Origin of the sequence: Proteus hauseri (genome assembly GCF_040139125.1) — a bacterium.
GTDB lineage: Bacteria > Pseudomonadota > Gammaproteobacteria > Enterobacterales > Enterobacteriaceae > Proteus > Proteus hauseri_B.
The window spans coordinates 308,029-328,492 of the sequence record NZ_JBEEUB010000004.1; the positions used below are offsets into that span (position 1 = coordinate 308,029).

The 20,464-nt window shown below is 35.6% G+C and carries 25 protein-coding genes and 1 pseudogene; 4 read left to right on the forward strand and 22 right to left on the reverse strand.

Going from position 1 to position 20,464, the window contains the following annotated elements:
* Nucleotides 1-6: 6 nt before the first annotated feature.
* The gene (locus ABN099_RS09625) at nucleotides 7-1,272 is read right to left on the reverse strand and encodes an MFS transporter (protein ID WP_349463475.1); all 1,266 of its coding nucleotides are present in this window, start codon (nucleotides 1,270-1,272) and stop codon (nucleotides 7-9) included.
* A gap of 511 nt (nucleotides 1,273-1,783) precedes the next feature.
* On the opposite strand from ABN099_RS09625, the gene sbcB reads away from it, so the two are divergent.
* Nucleotides 1,784-3,214: an exodeoxyribonuclease I gene (sbcB, locus tag ABN099_RS09630; RefSeq protein WP_349463477.1), complete on the forward strand. Its 1,431-nt coding sequence runs from the start codon at nucleotides 1,784-1,786 to the stop codon at nucleotides 3,212-3,214.
* A 67-nt stretch (nucleotides 3,215-3,281) separates the two neighbouring features.
* Here the strand turns inward: sbcB and dld are convergent, their stop codons facing one another.
* Both dld and ABN099_RS09640 read right to left on the reverse strand, forming a co-directional pair.
* Nucleotides 3,282-5,036 carry a D-lactate dehydrogenase gene (gene dld, locus ABN099_RS09635; protein ID WP_349463478.1) on the reverse strand — a complete coding sequence of 585 codons (1,755 nt, stop codon included), beginning with the start codon at nucleotides 5,034-5,036 and terminating at the stop codon, nucleotides 3,282-3,284.
* Between the two features lie 258 nt (nucleotides 5,037-5,294).
* Nucleotides 5,295-6,182 carry a LysR family transcriptional regulator gene (locus ABN099_RS09640; protein WP_349463479.1) on the reverse strand — a complete coding sequence of 296 codons (888 nt, stop codon included), beginning with the start codon at nucleotides 6,180-6,182 and terminating at the stop codon, nucleotides 5,295-5,297.
* Between the two features lie 147 nt (nucleotides 6,183-6,329).
* Here ABN099_RS09640 and ABN099_RS09645 point away from each other — a divergent pair, with 147 nt between their 5' ends.
* A complete protein-coding gene (locus ABN099_RS09645) occupies nucleotides 6,330-7,979 on the forward strand; it encodes an alpha-keto acid decarboxylase family protein (RefSeq protein ID WP_349463480.1) in 1,650 nt (549 codons plus the stop codon).
* Between the two features lie 200 nt (nucleotides 7,980-8,179).
* On the opposite strand, the gene ABN099_RS09650 is transcribed toward ABN099_RS09645, so the two are convergent.
* The 8 genes from ABN099_RS09650 to ABN099_RS09685 form a co-directional block, all read right to left on the reverse strand.
* Nucleotides 8,180-8,569, reverse strand: coding sequence for a hypothetical protein (locus ABN099_RS09650; RefSeq protein WP_349463481.1), 390 nt, complete (start codon nucleotides 8,567-8,569; stop codon nucleotides 8,180-8,182).
* A 48-nt stretch (nucleotides 8,570-8,617) separates the two neighbouring features.
* Complete coding sequence (locus tag ABN099_RS09655; protein WP_349463483.1) at nucleotides 8,618-9,142, reverse strand: hypothetical protein; 525 nt, start codon at nucleotides 9,140-9,142, stop codon at nucleotides 8,618-8,620.
* A 363-nt stretch (nucleotides 9,143-9,505) separates the two neighbouring features.
* A complete protein-coding gene (locus ABN099_RS09660; protein ID WP_349463484.1) occupies nucleotides 9,506-9,745 on the reverse strand; it encodes a hypothetical protein in 240 nt (79 codons plus the stop codon).
* A 97-nt stretch (nucleotides 9,746-9,842) separates the two neighbouring features.
* On the reverse strand, nucleotides 9,843-10,169 hold the full coding sequence (locus ABN099_RS09665) for a hypothetical protein (RefSeq protein WP_349463485.1): 327 nt from the start codon (nucleotides 10,167-10,169) through the stop codon (nucleotides 9,843-9,845).
* A 179-nt stretch (nucleotides 10,170-10,348) separates the two neighbouring features.
* Nucleotides 10,349-10,762, reverse strand: a complete 414-nt coding sequence (locus tag ABN099_RS09670) for a VENN motif pre-toxin domain-containing protein (protein ID WP_349463487.1) — start codon at nucleotides 10,760-10,762, stop codon at nucleotides 10,349-10,351.
* A gap of 611 nt (nucleotides 10,763-11,373) precedes the next feature.
* A complete protein-coding gene (locus ABN099_RS09675) occupies nucleotides 11,374-11,613 on the reverse strand; it encodes a hypothetical protein (RefSeq protein ID WP_349463488.1) in 240 nt (79 codons plus the stop codon).
* A 3-nt stretch (nucleotides 11,614-11,616) separates the two neighbouring features.
* Complete coding sequence (locus tag ABN099_RS19070; RefSeq protein WP_432807498.1) at nucleotides 11,617-11,982, reverse strand: hypothetical protein; 366 nt, start codon at nucleotides 11,980-11,982, stop codon at nucleotides 11,617-11,619.
* Between the two features lie 83 nt (nucleotides 11,983-12,065).
* Entirely contained in the window at nucleotides 12,066-12,980 is a 915-nt protein-coding gene (locus ABN099_RS09685) for a VENN motif pre-toxin domain-containing protein (protein ID WP_349463489.1), read from the reverse strand.
* A 340-nt stretch (nucleotides 12,981-13,320) separates the two neighbouring features.
* On the opposite strand from ABN099_RS09685, the gene ABN099_RS09690 reads away from it, so the two are divergent.
* Complete coding sequence (locus ABN099_RS09690) at nucleotides 13,321-13,461, forward strand: hypothetical protein (protein WP_349463524.1); 141 nt, start codon at nucleotides 13,321-13,323, stop codon at nucleotides 13,459-13,461.
* On the forward strand, nucleotides 13,407-13,547 hold the full coding sequence (locus ABN099_RS09695; RefSeq protein WP_349463522.1) for a SymE family type I addiction module toxin: 141 nt from the start codon (nucleotides 13,407-13,409) through the stop codon (nucleotides 13,545-13,547). Before ABN099_RS09690 ends, ABN099_RS09695 begins: the two co-directional genes overlap by 55 nt.
* 42 nt (nucleotides 13,548-13,589) lie before the next feature.
* Here the strand turns inward: ABN099_RS09695 and ABN099_RS09700 are convergent, their stop codons facing one another.
* The 11 genes and pseudogenes from ABN099_RS09700 to ABN099_RS09750 all read right to left on the reverse strand — a co-directional run.
* Complete coding sequence (locus ABN099_RS09700; RefSeq protein WP_349463490.1) at nucleotides 13,590-14,111, reverse strand: hypothetical protein; 522 nt, start codon at nucleotides 14,109-14,111, stop codon at nucleotides 13,590-13,592.
* Nucleotides 14,112-14,540: 429 nt separating this feature from the next.
* A complete protein-coding gene (locus ABN099_RS09705) occupies nucleotides 14,541-14,768 on the reverse strand; it encodes a hypothetical protein (RefSeq protein ID WP_349463491.1) in 228 nt (75 codons plus the stop codon).
* Complete coding sequence (locus tag ABN099_RS09710; RefSeq protein ID WP_349463492.1) at nucleotides 14,755-15,933, reverse strand: VENN motif pre-toxin domain-containing protein; 1,179 nt, start codon at nucleotides 15,931-15,933, stop codon at nucleotides 14,755-14,757. Before ABN099_RS09710 ends, ABN099_RS09705 begins: the two co-directional genes overlap by 14 nt.
* Nucleotides 15,934-16,642: 709 nt before the next feature.
* Nucleotides 16,643-16,963, reverse strand: coding sequence for a hypothetical protein (locus ABN099_RS09715; protein WP_349463494.1), 321 nt, complete (start codon nucleotides 16,961-16,963; stop codon nucleotides 16,643-16,645).
* Nucleotides 16,964-17,296: 333 nt separating this feature from the next.
* On the reverse strand, nucleotides 17,297-17,719 hold the full coding sequence (locus ABN099_RS09720; protein WP_349463496.1) for a hypothetical protein: 423 nt from the start codon (nucleotides 17,717-17,719) through the stop codon (nucleotides 17,297-17,299).
* A 9-nt stretch (nucleotides 17,720-17,728) separates the two neighbouring features.
* A complete protein-coding gene (locus tag ABN099_RS09725; RefSeq protein WP_349463497.1) occupies nucleotides 17,729-18,064 on the reverse strand; it encodes an EndoU domain-containing protein in 336 nt (111 codons plus the stop codon).
* A gap of 372 nt (nucleotides 18,065-18,436) precedes the next feature.
* Nucleotides 18,437-18,694, reverse strand: coding sequence for a hypothetical protein (locus tag ABN099_RS09730; RefSeq protein WP_349463498.1), 258 nt, complete (start codon nucleotides 18,692-18,694; stop codon nucleotides 18,437-18,439).
* A 124-nt stretch (nucleotides 18,695-18,818) separates the two neighbouring features.
* Nucleotides 18,819-19,313 carry a hypothetical protein gene (locus tag ABN099_RS09735; protein WP_349463499.1) on the reverse strand — a complete coding sequence of 165 codons (495 nt, stop codon included), beginning with the start codon at nucleotides 19,311-19,313 and terminating at the stop codon, nucleotides 18,819-18,821.
* A complete protein-coding gene (locus tag ABN099_RS09740) occupies nucleotides 19,310-19,636 on the reverse strand; it encodes a hypothetical protein (RefSeq protein ID WP_349463501.1) in 327 nt (108 codons plus the stop codon). Before ABN099_RS09740 ends, ABN099_RS09735 begins: the two co-directional genes overlap by 4 nt.
* Nucleotides 19,629-19,964, reverse strand: a complete 336-nt coding sequence (locus tag ABN099_RS09745) for a DUF6572 domain-containing protein (RefSeq protein WP_349463502.1) — start codon at nucleotides 19,962-19,964, stop codon at nucleotides 19,629-19,631. Before ABN099_RS09745 ends, ABN099_RS09740 begins: the two co-directional genes overlap by 8 nt.
* 9 nt (nucleotides 19,965-19,973) lie before the next feature.
* A pseudogene (locus ABN099_RS09750) lies at nucleotides 19,974-20,464 on the reverse strand (hypothetical protein); the annotation flags it as partial.

A 20,464-nucleotide genomic window follows, 5' to 3' on the forward strand; every position in this document is an offset into this window, starting at 1 on the left:
TATCAATTAAACGGCTTGAGCTTTATTAGACGGTAAATCTTTTTTTTCTACTTCGCCTGATGGCAACGCTTTATCATCCGCACGTAAACAGATAACTGACATCAACGTCGTTCCTATAACAATGCACCCCATCACCATATAAGTTGGCGCAAAACCATAATGGTCATATCCATAACCTGCTAATGGGGATAATAATGTGGCAACGATAGAACTCACACACTGAAAACCAACTAAATAGAGTGTCGAAGATAACCGCTTATCAAAGTGTTGGCTGTTATATTTAAAAATTGAGATTAATAAAATTGGTAATTCAACCGCATGAAGTAGTTTCATACAAGATATCATCACTGGTCCTTCAACTAATCCAGAACCAATAATACGTGCTGCCATAACACTGCTGGCAAGTAATAAGCCGTTTTTTGCACCAATTCTATTCACCACAAATGGCGCCACAAACATACCACCCGCTTCTAAGAACACCTGCAATGAATTCAGATATCCATACATCTCATTACCTTGTTGCAAGGTCGCAAATTGAGATGAAAAGAAAACAGGGAACTGTTGGTCATAAACACCATAAACACAGGTACCAATTACAAATAATATAAGTGCCCAAAAGCGTGGCAGTGAGAGTAAATTCAGTGCATCTTTTACTGTTATTGCTGAGGTTTTGCCATGTTCTAATTGGTTAAAAGCGTCTGATTTACCCGTTTTTAATAATGTAAGTAGAATAAGGAAAACCACACCAGAGATAGACGCCATAACAAAATTGTAGTTAGGATCAATATTAATATTGTGACCTGCAATAAATGTTGCAGATGCCCACCCTAATGATCCCCACATTCTTGCTCTACCATATTCAAAACCACGAATACGGCTTACACGCTCAGTATATGACTCTAAGACCCCTATTCCCGCATTAAAGGTCATGCCGACATATAGACCGCCCAAAATAGAACCGACAAAAATATTCCATCGTAATATAGAAGCGAAGCCAAGAAAGAAGGGTCCAGAAAGAATAAGTAATACTGCAATAACTAACAGTAAGTTCTTTCTTAGCCCTAGTTTATCCTGAATAAAGCCATACAGCGGCTGAGCACATAATGCGATAAGCGAAATTGCAGAGAATATTAATCCTGTATCTGTTGCTTTTAATCCTACATATTGGTTTAACCAGATAGAGACTAATGAGAATGATGAAGACCACGTAAAGAAGAAGAAAAATAGCAATGCACTTAGAATAGCATAGTATTTTTTAGAGTCTTTGTTCATGGTTAAGCGCCTTATAGAATTATTTCACCTGCAAATGTTAACGTTAACTTAGCTCATAACAAACAATATCGTTATCATTGTGTGATACAAAGCACAAAAGTTAACGTTAACAAATTGGGTTATGTGCGTTAGATCTACTTTTATCATACGCTATACAATGGCGTATTCAAACGCACAAACTAACACCCTTATCACATGACTTTATTGACTGAATAACAGCTAGCTAAACTTTCTGATTTATTGGATAAGCTTCAACTTTATAACCCGTCAATATTTATCTTAATCTGCTTTCTTACACACTCTGCCATTTCATGTTTCTTTGAATATGGTTTACCATGGCAAGATATTGATTAGCATTGCTAGTAATCTATGCATTTGAATTCACTTGTATACCCAATAACACTTATAGGGACAAAATATATTAGTGAAAAACCAATTACGACCAATTTAAATACTTAATGTATCGTTTAGAAATCAATGCATTAAACCAATAAAATTACGGTAGGAAATCTTGTCTAACTCAGCGAAAACACCCACATTTTACATTCATGATTACGAGACGTTCGGTAAACATCCCGCGATGGATCGCCCTGCTCAATTTGCGGGTGTAAGAACCGATATGGATTTTAATATTATAGAAGATCCTCTTGTTATTTATTGCCAGCCTAATGACGATTACCTTCCTCAGCCAGAAGCAGTGATGATTACAGGGATCACGCCCCAAATAGCTCTAAAAAATGGGATTAATGAAGCTGAATTTACACGACAAATTCATCAAGCATTTAGTCAACCAAATAGTTGCATTATGGGCTACAACAACTTACGTTTTGACGATGAAGTTACTCGTAATATTCTCTATCGTAATTTTTACGATCCTTATGCTTATAGTTGGCAAAAAGGGAATTCTCGTTGGGATTTACTTGATGTTTTACGTGCGTGTTATGCATTACGCCCTGAAGGCATTATTTGGCCTGAAAATGAAGAAGGATTTCCAAGTTTTAAATTAGAGCTGTTAACTAAGGCAAATGGTATTTCACATGAAAATGCACATGATGCGATGTCAGATGTTTATGCCACCATTGCAATGGCTAAAAAATTAAAACAAGCACAGCCTCGTATGTTTGATTATTTTTTTAATCTACGTGATAAGCGTAAAGTACAGGCATTAATTGACATTCCAGCAATGACACCAATTGTTCATGTATCTGGTATGTTTGGTGCTGCTCGCTCTAATTTAAGCCTTATTGCACCTCTTGCGTGGCATCCTGATAATCGTAATGCGGTTATTGTTTGCGATTTATCTGCTGATATTTCACCCTTATTAACGTTAACTTCAGAACAATTACGCGAGCGTTTATATACACCTCGCAAAGAATTATCTGCCGATGAACCTCCGGTTCCAATAAAGTTATTGCATATTAATAAGTGCCCTATCGTTGCACCACAAAATACACTACGAGCACAAGATGCTGACAGAATTGGCTTAGATGTTGAACAATGTTTAAGAAACCAAGCATTACTATTTTCGCATCCAGAAATACGCAATAAAGTGGTTGAAATCTTTACTGAACAAGCACCTTTTGTTGTTTCTGATAACGTTGATTCACAGTTATATAATGGCTTTTTTAGCGATAATGATCGTAGTGCAATGGAAATTATTCGAACAACGCCACCACAAAACCTACCCGCATTAGATTTAACGTTTGAAGATGCAAGAATGGAGCCGCTATTTTTCCGTTATCGCGCCAGAAATTATCCAGCAACATTAAATTATGACGAGCAACAGCGCTGGCTTGCTCATCGCAAAGAGATGTTAACACCAGAAAAACTCACTGAGTATTTTAATACTATTCAGTTATTAGCAGAAGAACATAGCGATAATGAAGAGAAATTAAAACAACTTCATGCGCTTTATAAATATGCAGAAGATATTGCAAGTTAAACGATATAATAATAAAAAGGCAGGGATAATCCTGCCTTTTTTGTTTTTAAAATATCTATTATTTACATTATTTTTCTGTTTCTTTATTTGTATGAGCTTGCCCACAACCACATTCACCACCCCAATATTTTAATTTTGAGGTTTTACCAATTCCTGGGTTCATACTATTGGTTGGATCGTTATGCTGATAAAAAGCTTTTAACTGTGGTTTTGCATGGTACATATGTCCAACATTATGCTCAGCTGGATATTCTGCACCTCGTTTATCTAATAACGCTAGCATTTGAGCTTTTAGTGCTTTGGCATCGACACCTTTTTTAATAATATAGTCTTGATGCATTACATGGCACATAAAGTGCCCACAATAGAGTTTATGCAGCAATTTACTCTCAATTTCTGGTGGCAATTTCTCAAACCAATCTTTGTCATTACGGCGTAATGCAATATCCAAAGGTAAAACATCTTCAACTTCATTTATATGGACAGCGTGGTAACGGACAGCAGCACCGGCAGCAGCAAAACGATGTAAAAAGGCTTTATTACCCTCTTCTTCTGTACATTCAAAATAATCACCAGACGCTTGTTTAAAATATTCTTTTAAATAAGTTGATGCTTCATCAATACCGCTATCAGCCATTCTTAACATCAAATGATGTTCATATTTATCGCGAAAATCAGTCATACGCTCAGGTAAATGAGATGGCCATAGCTTACTCATTAGCTGCATTGTTCTATCGACCATGTTTTTAGGTAAAAATGGAACTTTATTTAATACCGCATCGAATCGCCCTTTAATTGCAAAAAGCGTTGGCATTTTATCAGTGCCTAATTTATCGATAACAAGAAAAGTGTCTTTTCCATAAACTTCAGCCATTTCATAATAACTTCTATGCATATACTCACCCGCGACTGGCAGTGTTTTAAAGTTACTTAAGATATGGCGACGAATATCTTCTAGTTCATCAGGATTATTAGTACCAATATAAAACACTTGGGTACGATGATCAGCGGGGAATGTATCTAATCGCACTGCAAATACCGAAAGTTTTCCTGCGCTTCCTGCTGCATCATATAGGCGCCTTTCATCATTATTAAAACGAGAAGGCGTATCTGCATCAACATCACGTACACGCTCACTATATTCATGATCTGATGCTAGCTTTTCTGTCGCATGGATTTGTTTCGCATGGTAATGACGATTATCAAGATTAGTTAAAATCTCTTCTGGTGTTTCACCTAGATCGATACCTAAATGATTTACTAATTCAGCTTCACCTTTCTCATTTACACGTGCATAAAGCGATAATTCAGTATAAGCAGGACCACGGCGAACTAAAGCACCACCAGAGTTATTACAAATTCCACCAATAACAGAAGCACCGATACAAGAAGAACCGATAACAGAGTGAGGTTCTCGACCTAATGGCTTTAATACTTTTTCTAAATGCCACAATGTGCTACCGGGAAAAGCAATAACTTGATTATATTCTGAAAGTACTTGAATTTTATCTTGGCGCAATGTGCTGATAATAACGATATCTCTATCATAATCATCACCATTTGGTGTCGACCCTTCTGTTAAGCCCGTATTTGCCGCTTGCATAATAATAATTTTATCAGCGTCAACACAGGCTTTAAATACACGCCACTGTTCTAGTAAAGAGTGAGGAAATACGACGGCTAATGCTTTACCTTGCCCTGAACGAAAGCCTTTGCGATATCTTTCGGTTTTATGTGCTTGTGTTAGTACTTGTTTTTTACCGACAATACCTTCTAACTTACGAATAAAATGTTGGTTAGCTGAGCTGTTACTCTCATTCATGTTCCCTGTCCTATGCCTATCTTGTCTGATTAATCTTTTATTTTATCAGTCTCTATTTTTACTCAAGATAAAACTGATGAAATATAAACTTACTATCAATATAACCATTTTTACACCACGATAGGCAAGTCTTAGAGAATTTGTATTATTTATTAAATTAGTATTACTCGATAAATAGCAATAAATCGCAGTGAAATCTGTCTTTGTAAAAATAGATAAATATAATTAATTTCTATTTAATAATTTCTCATTAATACTTTATTGTGCTGTTAATTTTTCTATCGCTAATTGATTCCATGCTTGGCAACTACGACTTTGATAGCTATTTTTATTATTTGCCAACGCCAATTGATAAGAAAGCACAGGATCAATAACAGGGATCGCAACCAAATTCTCTATCGGATTTTTATTGCACATACTGTTTGGTAGCAAAGTCACACCAACACCTGCTTTTACCATAGCAATAATTAAATCTAAATGATTACTACGCCCAGCAATAATGGGCTCTGTGCTATAAATACCACACGCACTACGCACTAAATCATTTATACGAAAATCATCTGAAAAAAAGACAAAGGGCTCAGTAATAATATTTTTAAAATTCACCTCTTTTTTTATTGCTAAAGGATGAGTATGGCTCATTAATAACATGAGGCGATCCTCTGAAAATACTGTTAATTCAAAAGCATTATCATTAAAAGGTAATACAACTGCTGCAGTTTCAACAGTGCCTTCTAGCATTGCCTCTTCCATCTGCTTTGTGCCTAATTCAAAAATTTTCAGTTCAACCTGAGGATGAAAAGAGCTAAATGCCATAATAATATCTGCAAAATAAGTAGAGGCTATAACCGGAGGTAATCCAACATTTAATGTTCCTGTTAATGGTCCTGCTTTATCATGCAATGCTTTATTCATGCTATTAAATTGTTTAAGTATCTGTTTTGCATGTTCAAATAAAATAGCACCATCATCTGTTAGCCTTACACCATTTATCTCTCTTATTAATAAAGTCGCACCAAGTTCAGCTTCTAGCTTTTTTATACTACGACTAATGGCAGGCTGCGTAATAAATAGAGCATCAGCCGCTCGGCTAAAACCATTTAATTGAACGACCTCAACAAAATAGCGCAATGCGCGTATATCCATCGTCAACAGTCTCCTATTACTTTTAGTTATAGCCCCAATGATAATAAACCATTTCCTATTAAGTAAGTTCCACGATAAAACTTAAGCACATTATAGGAACTTTACTACTATATAGTAGATGATTATTTCAGAATATCTGGAGATTATATGAATAAGAGCGTTATTGAACATCTATTAAGTCGATTATATGACTTAGGGATAAGGGATGTCTTTGGTGTTGCCGGTGATTATGCATTTCCTATAGAGGACACAATATGTAATGGCAACTCAATGCGTTGGATTGGAAATTGTAATGAATTAAATGCAGCTTATGCCGCAGATGGCTATGCCCGTATTAAAGGTATGGCAGCGCTATCAACAACTTTTGGTGTAGGTGAATTAAGTGCGATTAATGCTATTGCCGGCTCTTATGCAGAGAACTTACCTATCTTTCACTTAGTCGGTATGCCTACAAGTGGCGTACAAAAAAGTAAACGCTTAGTCCATCATACTTTGGGTAATGGTGATTTTGATATTTTTTATCAATTAGGTCAGCGCTTAGCTTGTGCTCATGCGATTTTAACACCTGAAAATTGTGTAGCAGAAACAGAACGTTTAATTGCTTGTGCATTAAAAGAGCGTCGCCCTGTTTATATTGGCTTACCTGCTGATTATGCATTAATGCCAATACACGAAAATAAAGCCCCTCTTGCTGCTAAAAAACAAATTAGTAATAAAGAAACATTAGATAAAGCAGTAAATGCAATTAAAGAAAAGCTTATACAAAGCAATAATACTTGTGTACTTCCTGGTATTTTATCAAAACGTTTAGGATTAGCGGATAAAGTCCAATCTTTTATTAATAAAACTGGTTTACCTTATGCAACCATGTTTATGGATAAAAGTATCTTAAGTGAATCTAACCCACATTATATTGGTCTCTATGATGGGCAGTTAATGACACCCAAAGTCAGAGAGTTTGTAGAAAATAGTGAATATGTGCTTGGTATCGGTGCAATGATGACCGATTTTAACACTGGCAGTTTTACTGCAAAGATTAGCCATGAAAAATTCATTAATATCATGCCAGAACATGTTGAAATAGGTTCTACAATCTACACATCAATTTATATGGAAGATGTATTATCAAGATTAGAAACAGCTCTGCCTTACAAAACCTATAAGCAGATTAAAGCTGAAGGTCTTGGGGAACCGCTATTATCTGATAAAGGTGAGATTACAGCTCAATATCTCTATCCTCGTTTAGAAAAATTTATTAAACCTAATGATATTATTATCGCAGAAACAGGTACATCATCGATGGGACTTGGTTTCGCACTCTTACCAGAAGATGCTCAATTTCATAACCAAACCTTATGGGGCTCTATTGGCTGGGCGACACCCGCTGCATTTGGTGCTGCATTAGCCGTTCCTGATCGTCGCCTTATTTTAATTACTGGCGAAGGCTCGCACCAATTAACCGTGCAAGAAATTAGTCAATTTGCACGCTTCGGATTAAAGCCAATTATTTTAGTACTTAATAATGATGGGTATTTAATTGAGCGATTACTTTGTGATTATCCTGAAGCTTATTATAACGACCTAGCACAGTGGAATTATCATGAGTTGCCGAAAGCGTTTGGTGCTAAAGATTGGTATTGCGAGAAAGTAACCACAGCGAATGAGTTAGATAAAGCCCTTAAAATAGCTGAATCTGTCGATACTGCATCTTATATTGAAATAGTAACAGGAAGATACGAAGCATCTGACTTAGCACAAAAACTAAAAGAATCTAAGGATTCGTTATATTCATTTTAAAATAAACATTTAAAACTAAATCGTAAATAAATTAAATTTATTAGGCTATAAAAAAGCCTAGCTATTATTTTAATATTTTTTAGCTAGGCTTTATTTAGATGTAAATATAACACAATGAAATATAAAAGGATTTATAATTTTATATATTTATAGTTAATTTATTTTTAATTTACTAATAATACAACAAATCATGTTATTAATTATAAATAACGTAATTCAAGTTTTAACATAGAAGAATCCACCGAATCTCTATCTTGAGGATTTTCTTTTATATAGTTTTTTGATATAACTTGCATTAACTCAACAAAACTTTTAGGTGATATAGTTGAAGATTCATAATCACCAATAAAAAAACTCACCTCTTGAAAATCTGAAGGATTATCTAAATCCATATCTAATATATATTCAGAGCCTTCACAAATAACATTGCCAATTCCCCTAGATGCATCATAAATAAATTGTCTAAAATTCATTTTTTCCATTTTATACATCATCTCTAATAAGTAGAATAAATCTCCACCATTATTTTCATAGAGATAACGTTCACTTTCTTTCAACCATTTTAAACTATCACTAGACTTCATCATCATAAATACCTTGAGAATTAATCACTTTGCATATGGAAATAGATATTTTAGTTAAATGATAATAAGTTCTCCGCATTCATTAAAAGGCGCTTTTATTTTATAGTTTCGAGTATAAACATTAACTATATATCTCAAATAATTTTTTAGATCCCAGTCAGTAGCTTCCACTATTTCTTCATTCTCATCATATTGATAAATGATATTAGGTGTAACTGATGCTGTTAAAACAAAAAAGTATTGAGTATAACTTTCCACTGCGATAAAAAATGGTTTTTGTGGTAATAAATCATGTCTCTGTATAGAGGCCAAGTCTTGCCTCGATCCGATTTGAAACAAAATATCACCTCTAATTGTTTTTTGTCCTTGATAAAAAACAAGAGGGTCATCACCAAAAAGACCACCACTACAACGCCCTATGCTGGTTAAAAAATCATATAGCTGATCTTTCACTTCGATATCATATAAACGTTCGATTTTTTTTATTTCATCATCAGAATAACCTCGCATATAGCTAACATCGATTGGTAATTCTGGATAAACTGAATGTAGAAATTCGATTAATTTGTGATTAGTCATTTTTATATCTCGTAGAAATTAATAATAACGTTTTGTATAATTATATTTATCTTAAAGAAGATAAGAAAGCAGCACTTATAATATATAGAAGCCTTGATAACCATAATAGAATAGTTCTATGATTAATTGATAAGTTAAATAAAAACTCTCTTATAAAAACATTAAGAGCATCTAAATTAAATTTATTGTAAGAAAATAAATTACAATATTAAATAGTCATAACAAGAAAAAATTCAGATTAATTAGTTTTTTTATTCACTATTTTTTCCTTAACATATTGAATTCTCTTCTGGATATGAATGTTTGTAGTTTGTAGTCTCTGTTGTAAAAGAAGAGCCCAACATCTTCGCTGGGATTTTAACATCATCTACGTAACTTATATTCTGCAAACCAAGCCCCTATTCCAACGACTAACCCAGCCCATAGACTTGCTTTAATAATTTTCTTTAAAAACTCGATCGAAAAAAGAAAATCTCCACCAAAAAATAACCAAATAATACACTCACCTATGCAATATATAAACAGTCCCATAATAAACAGGGCTACCACACACAAAATAGTCGTAACAAGAAAGTATTCAAATTGATTAGTTTTTTTATTCACTATTTTTTCCTTAACATATTGAATTCTCTTCTGGATATAAATATTTGTAGTCTCTGTTGTAAAAGAAGAGCCCAGCATCTTGGCTGGGATTTTAACATCATCTACGTAACTTATATTCTATAAACCAATTACCTAGACCAGCTATTATTCCACAAACCACACTTGCTTTAATAATTTTTTTAAATGTTTCAAATGAGAAAATAAAATCACCACTAATAAATAACCCAATAATGCTATGTATTATGAAATAGTAAAATGTTCCTATAAAAAACAGCCCAAAAGAAGATAAAATTGTTACAATAAATAAATATTCAATAGAATTAATTTTTTTGCTCATTATTTTTTCTCTTTTTCGTTCATTAAAATATTTAATTTCCTCTTGGATCTCCGTATTAGTAATTTCTGTTATGAAAGCAGCTCCCATATTTCCAGCAATGCTAGGAACTATGCTCGGTTTTATATCCTTCGAAAGTCCGTATAATCCGTTTACAGCTCCCCCTCACTCGCCAAGCCGGACAGTTGATTATCCGTGTAGTTGTATCTTTAATATGTAACTCAGCCAATTTCAGTTGTTCAACTTCGGTTATATTTCCTTGGCGCTCTTTAAGCTCCAGTGATTTTTTTGCGATGATCTGAGTTATTTAAATAGTTATTCTCAACCACCACCTTCCCGGCCTGGGCGGCATTGGCAACGCCGGCACTATTATCGCTAATTAAACCGCCGGCAATGCCTGAAGCTAACGTTGCCCATGCACTTATATTCTGCTTTTCAGACTCGGTAAGTTCTTCTGGGGTTTTGCCATAAAGTGAGTGCGATAAAATGCCAGTCATCGCACCAGCGGCTTGTGCTGCCGCATTTTCGCCTTTTGCCAGTGCAAGACCTGCATTCACCAAACCGTGGGCAAGTGTGCGCTGAATATCACTTTCAACGCTATTGCCTTGAATTTGGTTTTTTACTTCATTGGCAAGATAAGGTGCTGAGCCATTAGCAATCGCGGTGACAATATTGCCACCCATAATGCCTTGCGTAAATGCCGTGACTGCTTGAATAGCTCGGGTATATTTACCGCCTGTGCCAAAGTCAGACTGGTTGGTATAATCCTGTAAACGTTGTTGGAAGAGGTAATTTTGAACATCACGTTCGGTGACGTTATCGTTAGTTTCTGAAAGTGCTTGGTAGAGATTGGTCGTAATTTAGATTTGAAGCTGTAAAACAGATGGATGAGAACGAGTTAAAATCAGTCACGCTGATTTTAGATGTATTGATTTTAAAATATCAGATAAAACGATTTAACATAGTGTCATGTTAGAACGCAGAATATCCCAACGGCTAGCCACAGCAACTATACGAGGTAGTCCCTATGGCTAAGCGCGATTGTAGTGTAAAGCGCCGACAGCTAAAGAAGAAGTGGTTAAAACCAGACGATATTCAGTGGGTTATTTACCGAACAATAGTAAACCCAACCTCAGTCCACAACTGACCATTAGTAATAAATGATTGAAGAAACTAGGTTTTGATGTGGGTAACCTCTACACCTTCACTCACCAAGCCGGACAGTTGGCTATCCGGTTGGCTGGGGCGTGAGGTAGATAATAAGATCCCAGTGCAAACTGGGATCTTATTTGAATTATGAGTTTTTTAAATCATCTACAGCTTCGTTTAAAATCTCTAAAAAGTCACTCAATTTAAATTTCATTGGATTTTCTTCTGATAGAATTTTTGCATCAGAAAAAAACTCTATTTCTATTTCATTAATTCCTTTATCCTTATTTAGTTGACAAAGTATTTGGCTGTCATATGTAATTTCAACTGTTATTTCTTCATATTTAGAATCACTGAAGAAAGTAATTTCAAAACAATTATTCATATATTATTCTTTTGGCCTTTTAGGATCTAAGAAACCAGAAAAAGAACCATCTGAGTTATAGCGAATACCTCTACCATCAGGTAATCTGTATTCGACTCCACCTCGAGCTAAATTTTCTTTAACTGTGCTTTTGTTATTTAATACTTCATTGACAAAATTATTAGCAGCTGCATTCTTTTGTTCTACATTACCTTTCAATGGATTGAATACGCCACCTTTTCTACCTGCATGTTTTTCCCATCCTCTTGCTGCCTCAGACATTCCTTGGTTATTAACAGGTTTATTAGCTGATAAAATCAAATCATCCTTACTAAATTTATCAAACTTATTAAGATCATTATTAATTACAGGAGTTTTTTCATAAGGCAATGAGCTCCCATCGAACTTACCATCACCTTTTCCAACATTAGTAACTGTTCCGTTGTCTTTCGGAGTATATGTACCCTCTTTATCTACACTCCAATTATTGCCTGAACCTGCATTATTTCCTTTCGGTGGAGTCCATCAGGCTTCGCAACATCTTTCCCAAATTGCTTAACTAACGCACCTGAATTTACAACTGCTGATATTCCACCAAATGCATAAATAGAACTAACATACATCCCGGCTCGAGCACGCGCTTCTTTATCAGGATAACCAAAGTGTTTAAACGCTTGCGTATAAGACTCTAACAGATTAAATGCCTGTTGTGCTTCTGGTGATGTTGAGTTCAACAACCGTTCGATTTCTTGATAACCTGTTTGCGCTGTTTTTGGGTTTTGATACGTTAGGTTTACATAGGTGTCTATCGCCTTAAATGCGTCTTTTCTGGCTGCGGTACATTCTGATGAAACTCCACCAGCACAAACATCAAGCACGGCTTGTGTTGTAGTTGTATCTTTAATACGTAACTCAGCCAGTTTCCGTTGTTCAACTTCGGTTATATTTCCTTGACGCTCTTTAAGCGCCAACGATGTTTTTTGGCGATGGTCTGAGTCATTTAAATAATTATTCTCAACCACCACTTTCCCGGCTTGGGCGGCATTGGCAACGCCTGCACTATTATCGCTAATTAACCCACCGACAATGCCGGAAGCTAACGTTGCCCATGCGCTTATATTTTGCTTTTCAGTTTCAGTAAGTTCTTCGGGGGTTTTGCCATAAAGTGAGTGCGATAAAATACCCATGGTTTCGCCGGTCATCGCACCAGCGGCTTGTGCTGCCGCATTTTCGCCTTTTGCCAGTGCAAGACCTGCATTCACCAAACCGTGGGCAAGTGTGCGCTGAATATCACTTTCAACACTGTTACCTTGAATTTGGTTTTTTACTTCATTGGCAAGATAAGGTGCTGAGCCATTAGCAATCGCGGTGACAATATTGCCACCCATAATGCCTTGCGTAAATGCCGTAACGGCTTGGATTGCTCGGGTATACCGCCCGTGCCAAAGTCAGACTGATTGGTATAATCTTGTAAACGTTGTTGGAAGAGGTAATTTTGAACATCACGTTCGGTAACGTTATCGTTAGTTTCTGAAAGGACTTGGTAGAGATTGGTCGTAATTTAGATTTGAAGCTGTAAAACAGATGGATGAGAACGAGTTAAAATCAGTTATGCTGATTTTAGATGTATTGATTTTAAAATATCAGATAAAACGATTTAACATAGTATCACGTTAGAACGTAGAATATCCCAACGGCTAACCACAGCAACTATACGAGGTAGTTCCTATGGCTAAGCACGATTGTAGTGTAAGACACCGACAGCTAAAGAAGAAGTGGTTAAAACCAGACGATATTCAGTGTGTTACTTACCGATCAACGGTAAACCCAACCCCAGCCCACAACTTACTATTAGTGGTAAGTGGTTGAAGGAAATGGGGTTTGAGGTGGGTACGCACTACACCCTCACTCGCCAAGACGGACAGTTGATTATCCGATTGGCTGAGGGGGAGTAAATATCTAAAAGAGATCCCATTGTAAGTTGGGATCTTTAGCAATTAAATAATAATCAGTTCACCATGTTGATCGAAAGACGTCTTCACATCGTAATTTCGAGTATAAACATTAACTATATGTCTCAAATAATTTTTTAGATCCCAATCCGTAGCTTCCACTATTTCTTCATTCTCATCATATTGATAAATAATATTAGATGTAACTGATGTTGTTAAAACAAAAAAGTATTGAGTATAACTTTCCACGGAGATAAAAAACGGTTTTTTATCTAATAAATCATACCGTTGAATAGCAGATAGTTCCTCTCTCATTCCTGATTGCATCAATATACTTCCTCTTATTGTTTTTTGATTTCTATAAAAAAGAAGAGGATCATCACCAAAAAGACCACCACTACAACGCCCTATGCTGGTTAAAAAATCATATAGCTGATCTTTCACTTCGATATCATATAAACGTTCGATTTTCTGGATTTCATCATCAGAATAACCTCGCATATAGCTAACATCGATTGGTAATTCAGGATAAACTGAATGTAGAAATTCGATTAACTTTATATTCATAATATAATTATGCTTCAATCCACATCATAGGTAATAGATTAAAAATCAAATCTATTAATAATTAAGATGATATTATCTTATTTTTTGATGATATATTTTTAATTGAGAAAACTCTAGTAATTCTTCTGCTATTCCAGAAATAATAGATAAATCTCCAAGCCATGGATTTGCTAAAATTTATGGTGAGAAATCACTTTATCCTCACATGCTACGCTGGATCGTTGGTAATTCAATTGATTATGGCCTTCATCACCGCAGGGCAATTGCCTTCAGCAATTCAACATAACACTCGGCGAATATATGTAATTGATACTACCCAATCACATATATTCAGCATTATTTCTTGCACCTTTTGGTGATAATAATTACAGACTGATGTCTGGCTGGACACTACAAAATTAATATCTATTTAATGATTGAATTAGCCATTCAATGTTTATTTTCCCAATAATTCACAAATAGATGAATACCACTAAAACTCAAACCAAACGCTCCCCCAAAAACAATCGGTTTTTTTAAAAAAAATATATCAATATAAAAAACACCTAATTTCATATAATAAATAAATTCAACAATAAAACCAAGCAATAAGAATGTAATAAAAACCAGTGCAAAGTAACAAAAAAATAACATTAAAAAATAATTAATTACTTTCATTTTCGTTCTCTATTGTGATTTCCTTCAATACTCCGCTAGTCTCTTTATTTAAATACTCTGAACCAGTGGATCCAAGGAGGTTACCTATAATTCCAGGCATTGGCGATACACTCGGCGGAGCTGTAATTGATGGCATTACAACTAATGGGCGCTCTTTAAGTCCGCTAGACCATGGATTAAATTTTTTATCCAGACGATGAGTTAGCCATTTTGTGCCTCCATAGCCGAATGTTGAACCAGCTAATGCGCCTCCCATGGAGACCCAAGGTGATTGCCCATCAATTAAACTTGAAATACCTGCACCAGTTGCATTGGTTGTGAGCGTTCCCCTATACCCCATTCCTGGTGTTATTAATCCTGTTAATAAAGAAGAACCGAAGCTTGCATAACTAAAGCTCGCTTCTGGATCTGTGTAAATATTATACCCTTGCATGCCTAAATTTGCTGTGCCCGTAGTTGTTACACCTATCACACGGCTAGCGACAGTTGTGCTACCTAACCATCTCGATACATAAGGGCTAATAGCTCTACTCATTATTGGTAAACCTAATGTTGTCGTTGCAATAACGGCTCGTGGAATATTATTACCACGCTGTAACTCACTATAATGTTCAATGATAGGATCCAGTTTTTTGATACTATATTCAGCAATTGATTTACAATGAACATCACATTCTGCTGATTGAATAAGTAAAATTAATTCATCTTGCTGTTGAACCAAATGTTCTTTATTGATCCTAGTTTCCATCGCTTTTTGCTGTTGTTCCACATCGACTTTATTTCCCAAGCCAACTAAATGTTTCTTTTCTTCATCCGTAGAAGCAAGATAATACTTTTCAAGCCATGAAATTATTTGTTTAGCTGTTAAATAATTATTCTCAACCACCACTTTCCCGGCTTGGGCGGCATTGGCAACGCCGGCACTATTATCACTGATTAAACCACCTGCGATCCCTGAAGCTAACGTTGCCCATGCACTTATATTCTGCTTTTCAGACTCGGTCAGTTCTTCGGGGGTTTTGCCATAAAGTGAGTGCGATAAAATACCCATGGCTTCGCCAGTCATCGCACCAGCGGCTTGTGCTGCCGCATTTTCACCTTTTGCTAATGCAAGACCGGCATTCACCACACCATTAGCAATCGCGGTGATAATGCTATTACCCATAACACCTTATGTAAATGTGATAACGGCTTGAATAGCTCGGGTGTACCACCCGTGCCAAAGTCAGACTGGTTGGTGTGACCTTGTAATGCTTGCTGAAAATGACAAAATTTGTGGCTGGGTAGCTGGTGCAGGTAGACCCGTGCATTAAGCACAGGCAATTAATTATCCGGATTATTGAGACAGAGTGGTAGCTAAAAGGAAAACCCCAGCACTTAGACTGGGATCTTAACATCATCTACGTAACTTATATTCTGCAAACCAAGTCCCTATTCCAGCTATTGGACCTGTGATCAAACCTACTCTGAAAGCCTTTTTTACATACTCATGTGAAAAAGTAAACTCTCCACTGACAAACCACCAAATTAGGCATTTGCCAATAAAAAAGAATATTATAATCATTAGAAACATGGCAAGCCCACATATAATGCTCATTATAACCACGAACATTAGTTGATCATTTTTTGCTCTCATCCATTTTCTCCTTAATCTCTTTAATTTCCTCTTGCATCAGAGCATTTGTTGTTTCAGTTAGACCAGCAGACCCCATATTTCCCAAAAGACCAGGAACTATGCTCGGTTTCATATCCTTCGAAAGTCCGTATAATCCGTTTATAGTTCCCCCCTCCCTCGCCAAGCGGACAGTTGATTATCCAGTTGGCAGAAGAGTGAGGTGAGTAAGGGAGATCCCAGTGAATGTTGGGAGCTATCATCAATAAAAATTATCGTCTAACTGACCTTCAGATTTTAATATATCTAAAAATCGCTTATAGGCGGTTTCATCTAATTCAAGCAAGTCATCTAATAATGATTCTTCAATTAAAGCCCAGTGATATACGCCAGAACCAGCACCTTCATTTTGGAAGTAAACTAATTTACCAATAATTTTCGATTCTATTAGATCAACTTCTGACAAGTCATAAACAGACAAACCACCATAACCTTTAGGCAAACCAAGACATAATGATTTATTGTTTATCCAATAAATAGCAAATATATCAATCAGTTCAACGCTCGATTCTTGTATTCTCATTTAATATTATCTTTTATTGTATCTACAACTTGTTTCTCTCTTTATCGAAGATTTTATTTAACGTGCTATGGGCGTTATGTGTGATTGAAAAAGAGAAGTTAAACCAGATAGAGGTACTTTCCTAACCATGTTCTAAATAAATTGGGATTTGAAATCGGTATGTACTCTGCCCACTTCCCTTAAAATGAAATAGTTACAATTAAATTTTCTGCTCCAACAATTGCAAAGGTCAGTGACTGAATAAGTTAAGGATTAAGATGGGGTTCTATTACAAGTTAATAATCCAGTTGGCTAAGGGAAGAGCATTAAGGAAATCCCTGTGTAAAGCAGGGATTATTTACTCTTAAACTTATGTGAAAAACTTTCTAAAATACTTTTCACTGGCAAAGAAGCATTTTGCTTAAGATGGTATATTTTATCGTTAATCTTACCCAAATCATCTTCAGATAAATCGCATATATCCATAGATCTCAACGAGTCGACACAACTGATAAATAAATCATAATTATCAGTATCAATGAGTGCTAAAATGATATTTAGCTCATGACTATTTTTTAAATCCCCCAAACATTCGACCAATCTAGTTTTCCAAAATATAGATTTATGCGCTAACTCATTAAATAGGCATACCCAGTCTGGCTCATTGAATTTACTTAAAATTTTAGCAGATTCAACGACAGCGCAATCATACCAATAATCTCCAGGTTCATTATCATTACTAAAATCAGTAATACATAAATCAAATTCTTTATACATGTACATGCCTCAATCGATTGGATTAAAGCCAGGAGTCGGTTTTCCACCTACAGGATACCCAGCTGTAACTTGATTTCCTTTTTTAATCACATCAATTTCTACACCATTAATTATACCACGATGCAACGTTTCACCTGTTGAGCTTCTTTGTCCAATAGCTGAGGAGTTACCAATTTTATTGACAGAATCAATGATGCTTTTATCTGACCAATTCTCTGGAAAAAGTGTACTTATCTTAATTTTTGATAAGCTCCCATCTGGAAACTGAGTAGTAAACTTCACAACTCTTGTACCGTCTGGATTCAATTTTATTGTTTCTACAGCAATGCAAAAAGTTATTCTCAACCGCATTTTTCCCGGTTTTTGCAGTGGTAACGGCGCCTTCGATATTAAGGTGTTTATTTAAAAGTTGTCTTTGTTTGAGTTAGGCACTATCTGTTTGCTACAGACGCAGTGTGATTTTGAGTTAAATGACGTTGATGTAAAAATACTGATAGTTAACGAAAAGGGAGAAAACATAAAATATTTAGTTAGTTATTTACCAAACCAAGGTAAACCCAATCCCAGCCCATAATTCACCATTAGCGGTAAGTAGCTGAAAAAATAGATTTTTAGGTTGGAAGCCACTACACCCTCACGCACCAAGCCGGACAGTTGATTATCCAATTGGCTGAGGGGGAGTAAATATCTAAGAGAGATCCCAGAGTGAATTGGGTTTTAGCCTATTTGGTATTTTCTGCAAATTTCATCAGCCGTCATTTTACCATTGCGTAATTTATCATTTTCTTCTTGTGTAATTTCTGCATGACGCTCACCGCCGGCTAGCGCTCCTGATAAACAAGAAAAAATATACTTACCGTTCTCTTCTTTAAGCCGCCACCAACTTGGGTCTGTAGAAAATTCATTGTGAGATAACTTTGGCTCGGAATACTCAGGTGCTGGAACCGTTTTAAAATATTTACTAAAAGTTGTCACGCTATCACCACTGATAAATAACTTCTGCCAATTCAACATAATGTAGGGGTGGAATTATATGCAGTTGATACTACCCAACCACACACAATTGTATTATGTCTCGCACCCTTTGGTGACGATAATATTATCTTTCTTTTCGTATCAGTAGATCATATTCACCAAACTCAGGGAATTTGTCATAATTACCTGATATATCAACCATTGTTTGACTTTCTTCCAGTTTATAAGGATTAAACTGTTCTTCTCTAACAATAGTATTTCCGTCTTCATTAAAAATATAAGTTGTGCCGCTTGATACGTTCAATATTCCAGCACCTTCACCTTTATTCTCAGCAAACTCACGATGAACTGCCATAGAGAGAAATAGTTTGTTATCATTAATCACTTTAAAACTATAGAATAAATACTCTCTTAACTCCTGATCCAAAAAACCAACACTAACCCACCCAGCATTTTTAGTTATATTAATAAAGCATGCAGGTTCTACATCTGAACCAATAAGTACCGTGTAGATTTCACCAGATTCATGTTTTTTTCGAGCTTTATTTTCACTATATAAATCAATTGGCTCCTTATATCCAATCGACCATTCCTTACAATAAAAAACATTCTGGTTCATTTATATATTTTCCCATTTGTATCACGGATCATCACATTAGCTTTTTTAGCCGCGTCCAGTACTGGTTGATGTATAGGTTTACTTTGAGGAGGAACCTCCAAAATATTTTCGCCTTTTAGCTGACTACCAGCTAATGGCCCACTGGATGAAACCTTAGATATTGTTGCCCCTGCCGGATATTTATTCACTGCCTCGTGAATATAGTTTTTCGCAGTTGTTTCAGTGATCTCAGAAAATTGGGTAAATTTACGAGATACAATTTCACCTGTAGCCGGGTTATATGAATCAACACGATAATAGCCACTTACATCAGGTTTATTCACTATCTACTTCATATCTTAATGATGTATTAATGTTAATCAGTACATCTTTTACTTTTTCCAGAAACTCAATACACGCTGTTGGTATTTCATATAGAAAAAATATTTCTATCAAAAAATTATTAATTCCTTTTGATTCAGGGAAAGCTTCATAAACCTCTTTGCTTTCAATAAAACGAATATAACTATTCATTTTTTCTTGCAGTAAGTATAAATGTTCAAATGTATCGTCTTTCCAACGTAGATGGTCAGTTATACCTAGTCGAACAAGATCTGTATTCTCTTTTGGTATACCAATCATATCTACTTTATTTGTATCTACTATTGACATTTATTCCCTCTATTTTTCTTTTTCTGGTCTGACGATTTTGACTTTAGTTGGGGGTAATTTTGTTCCCCCCTCAAAACTAGGTTTACCTTCACCGACTATTATCCCACCATTTTTTTCTAAATCTAGGTATCCGGTTTTTTGATTATCAGTTAAAGGTGCAGTTTGAAAGTCTTTAACTATATCCTCAGTGGAACGTCCCCAAATAGATTGAGGTGTTTTAGCAAAGTCAGTCGCAATATTTACAAGTTTTGTGAGTACACTTATTAAATTCCCCGTATTACCCTTAACAATACTATCAACAGCCGAATTACTGGATAATCTCTGTTGACTCACTAAAGCTTCTATTTTTCTCGCAGCGACTGAACCTATTAACGGCGTCATTGACGCGTTAATTATTTTCATTCCATCATAGGTTTTAATATAAGCCTCTGCTGTGGGCTTATCGACGCTAAGCTGCACCATGGCATAATTCACCATCGCATCCTGCACCTGTTTCTGAT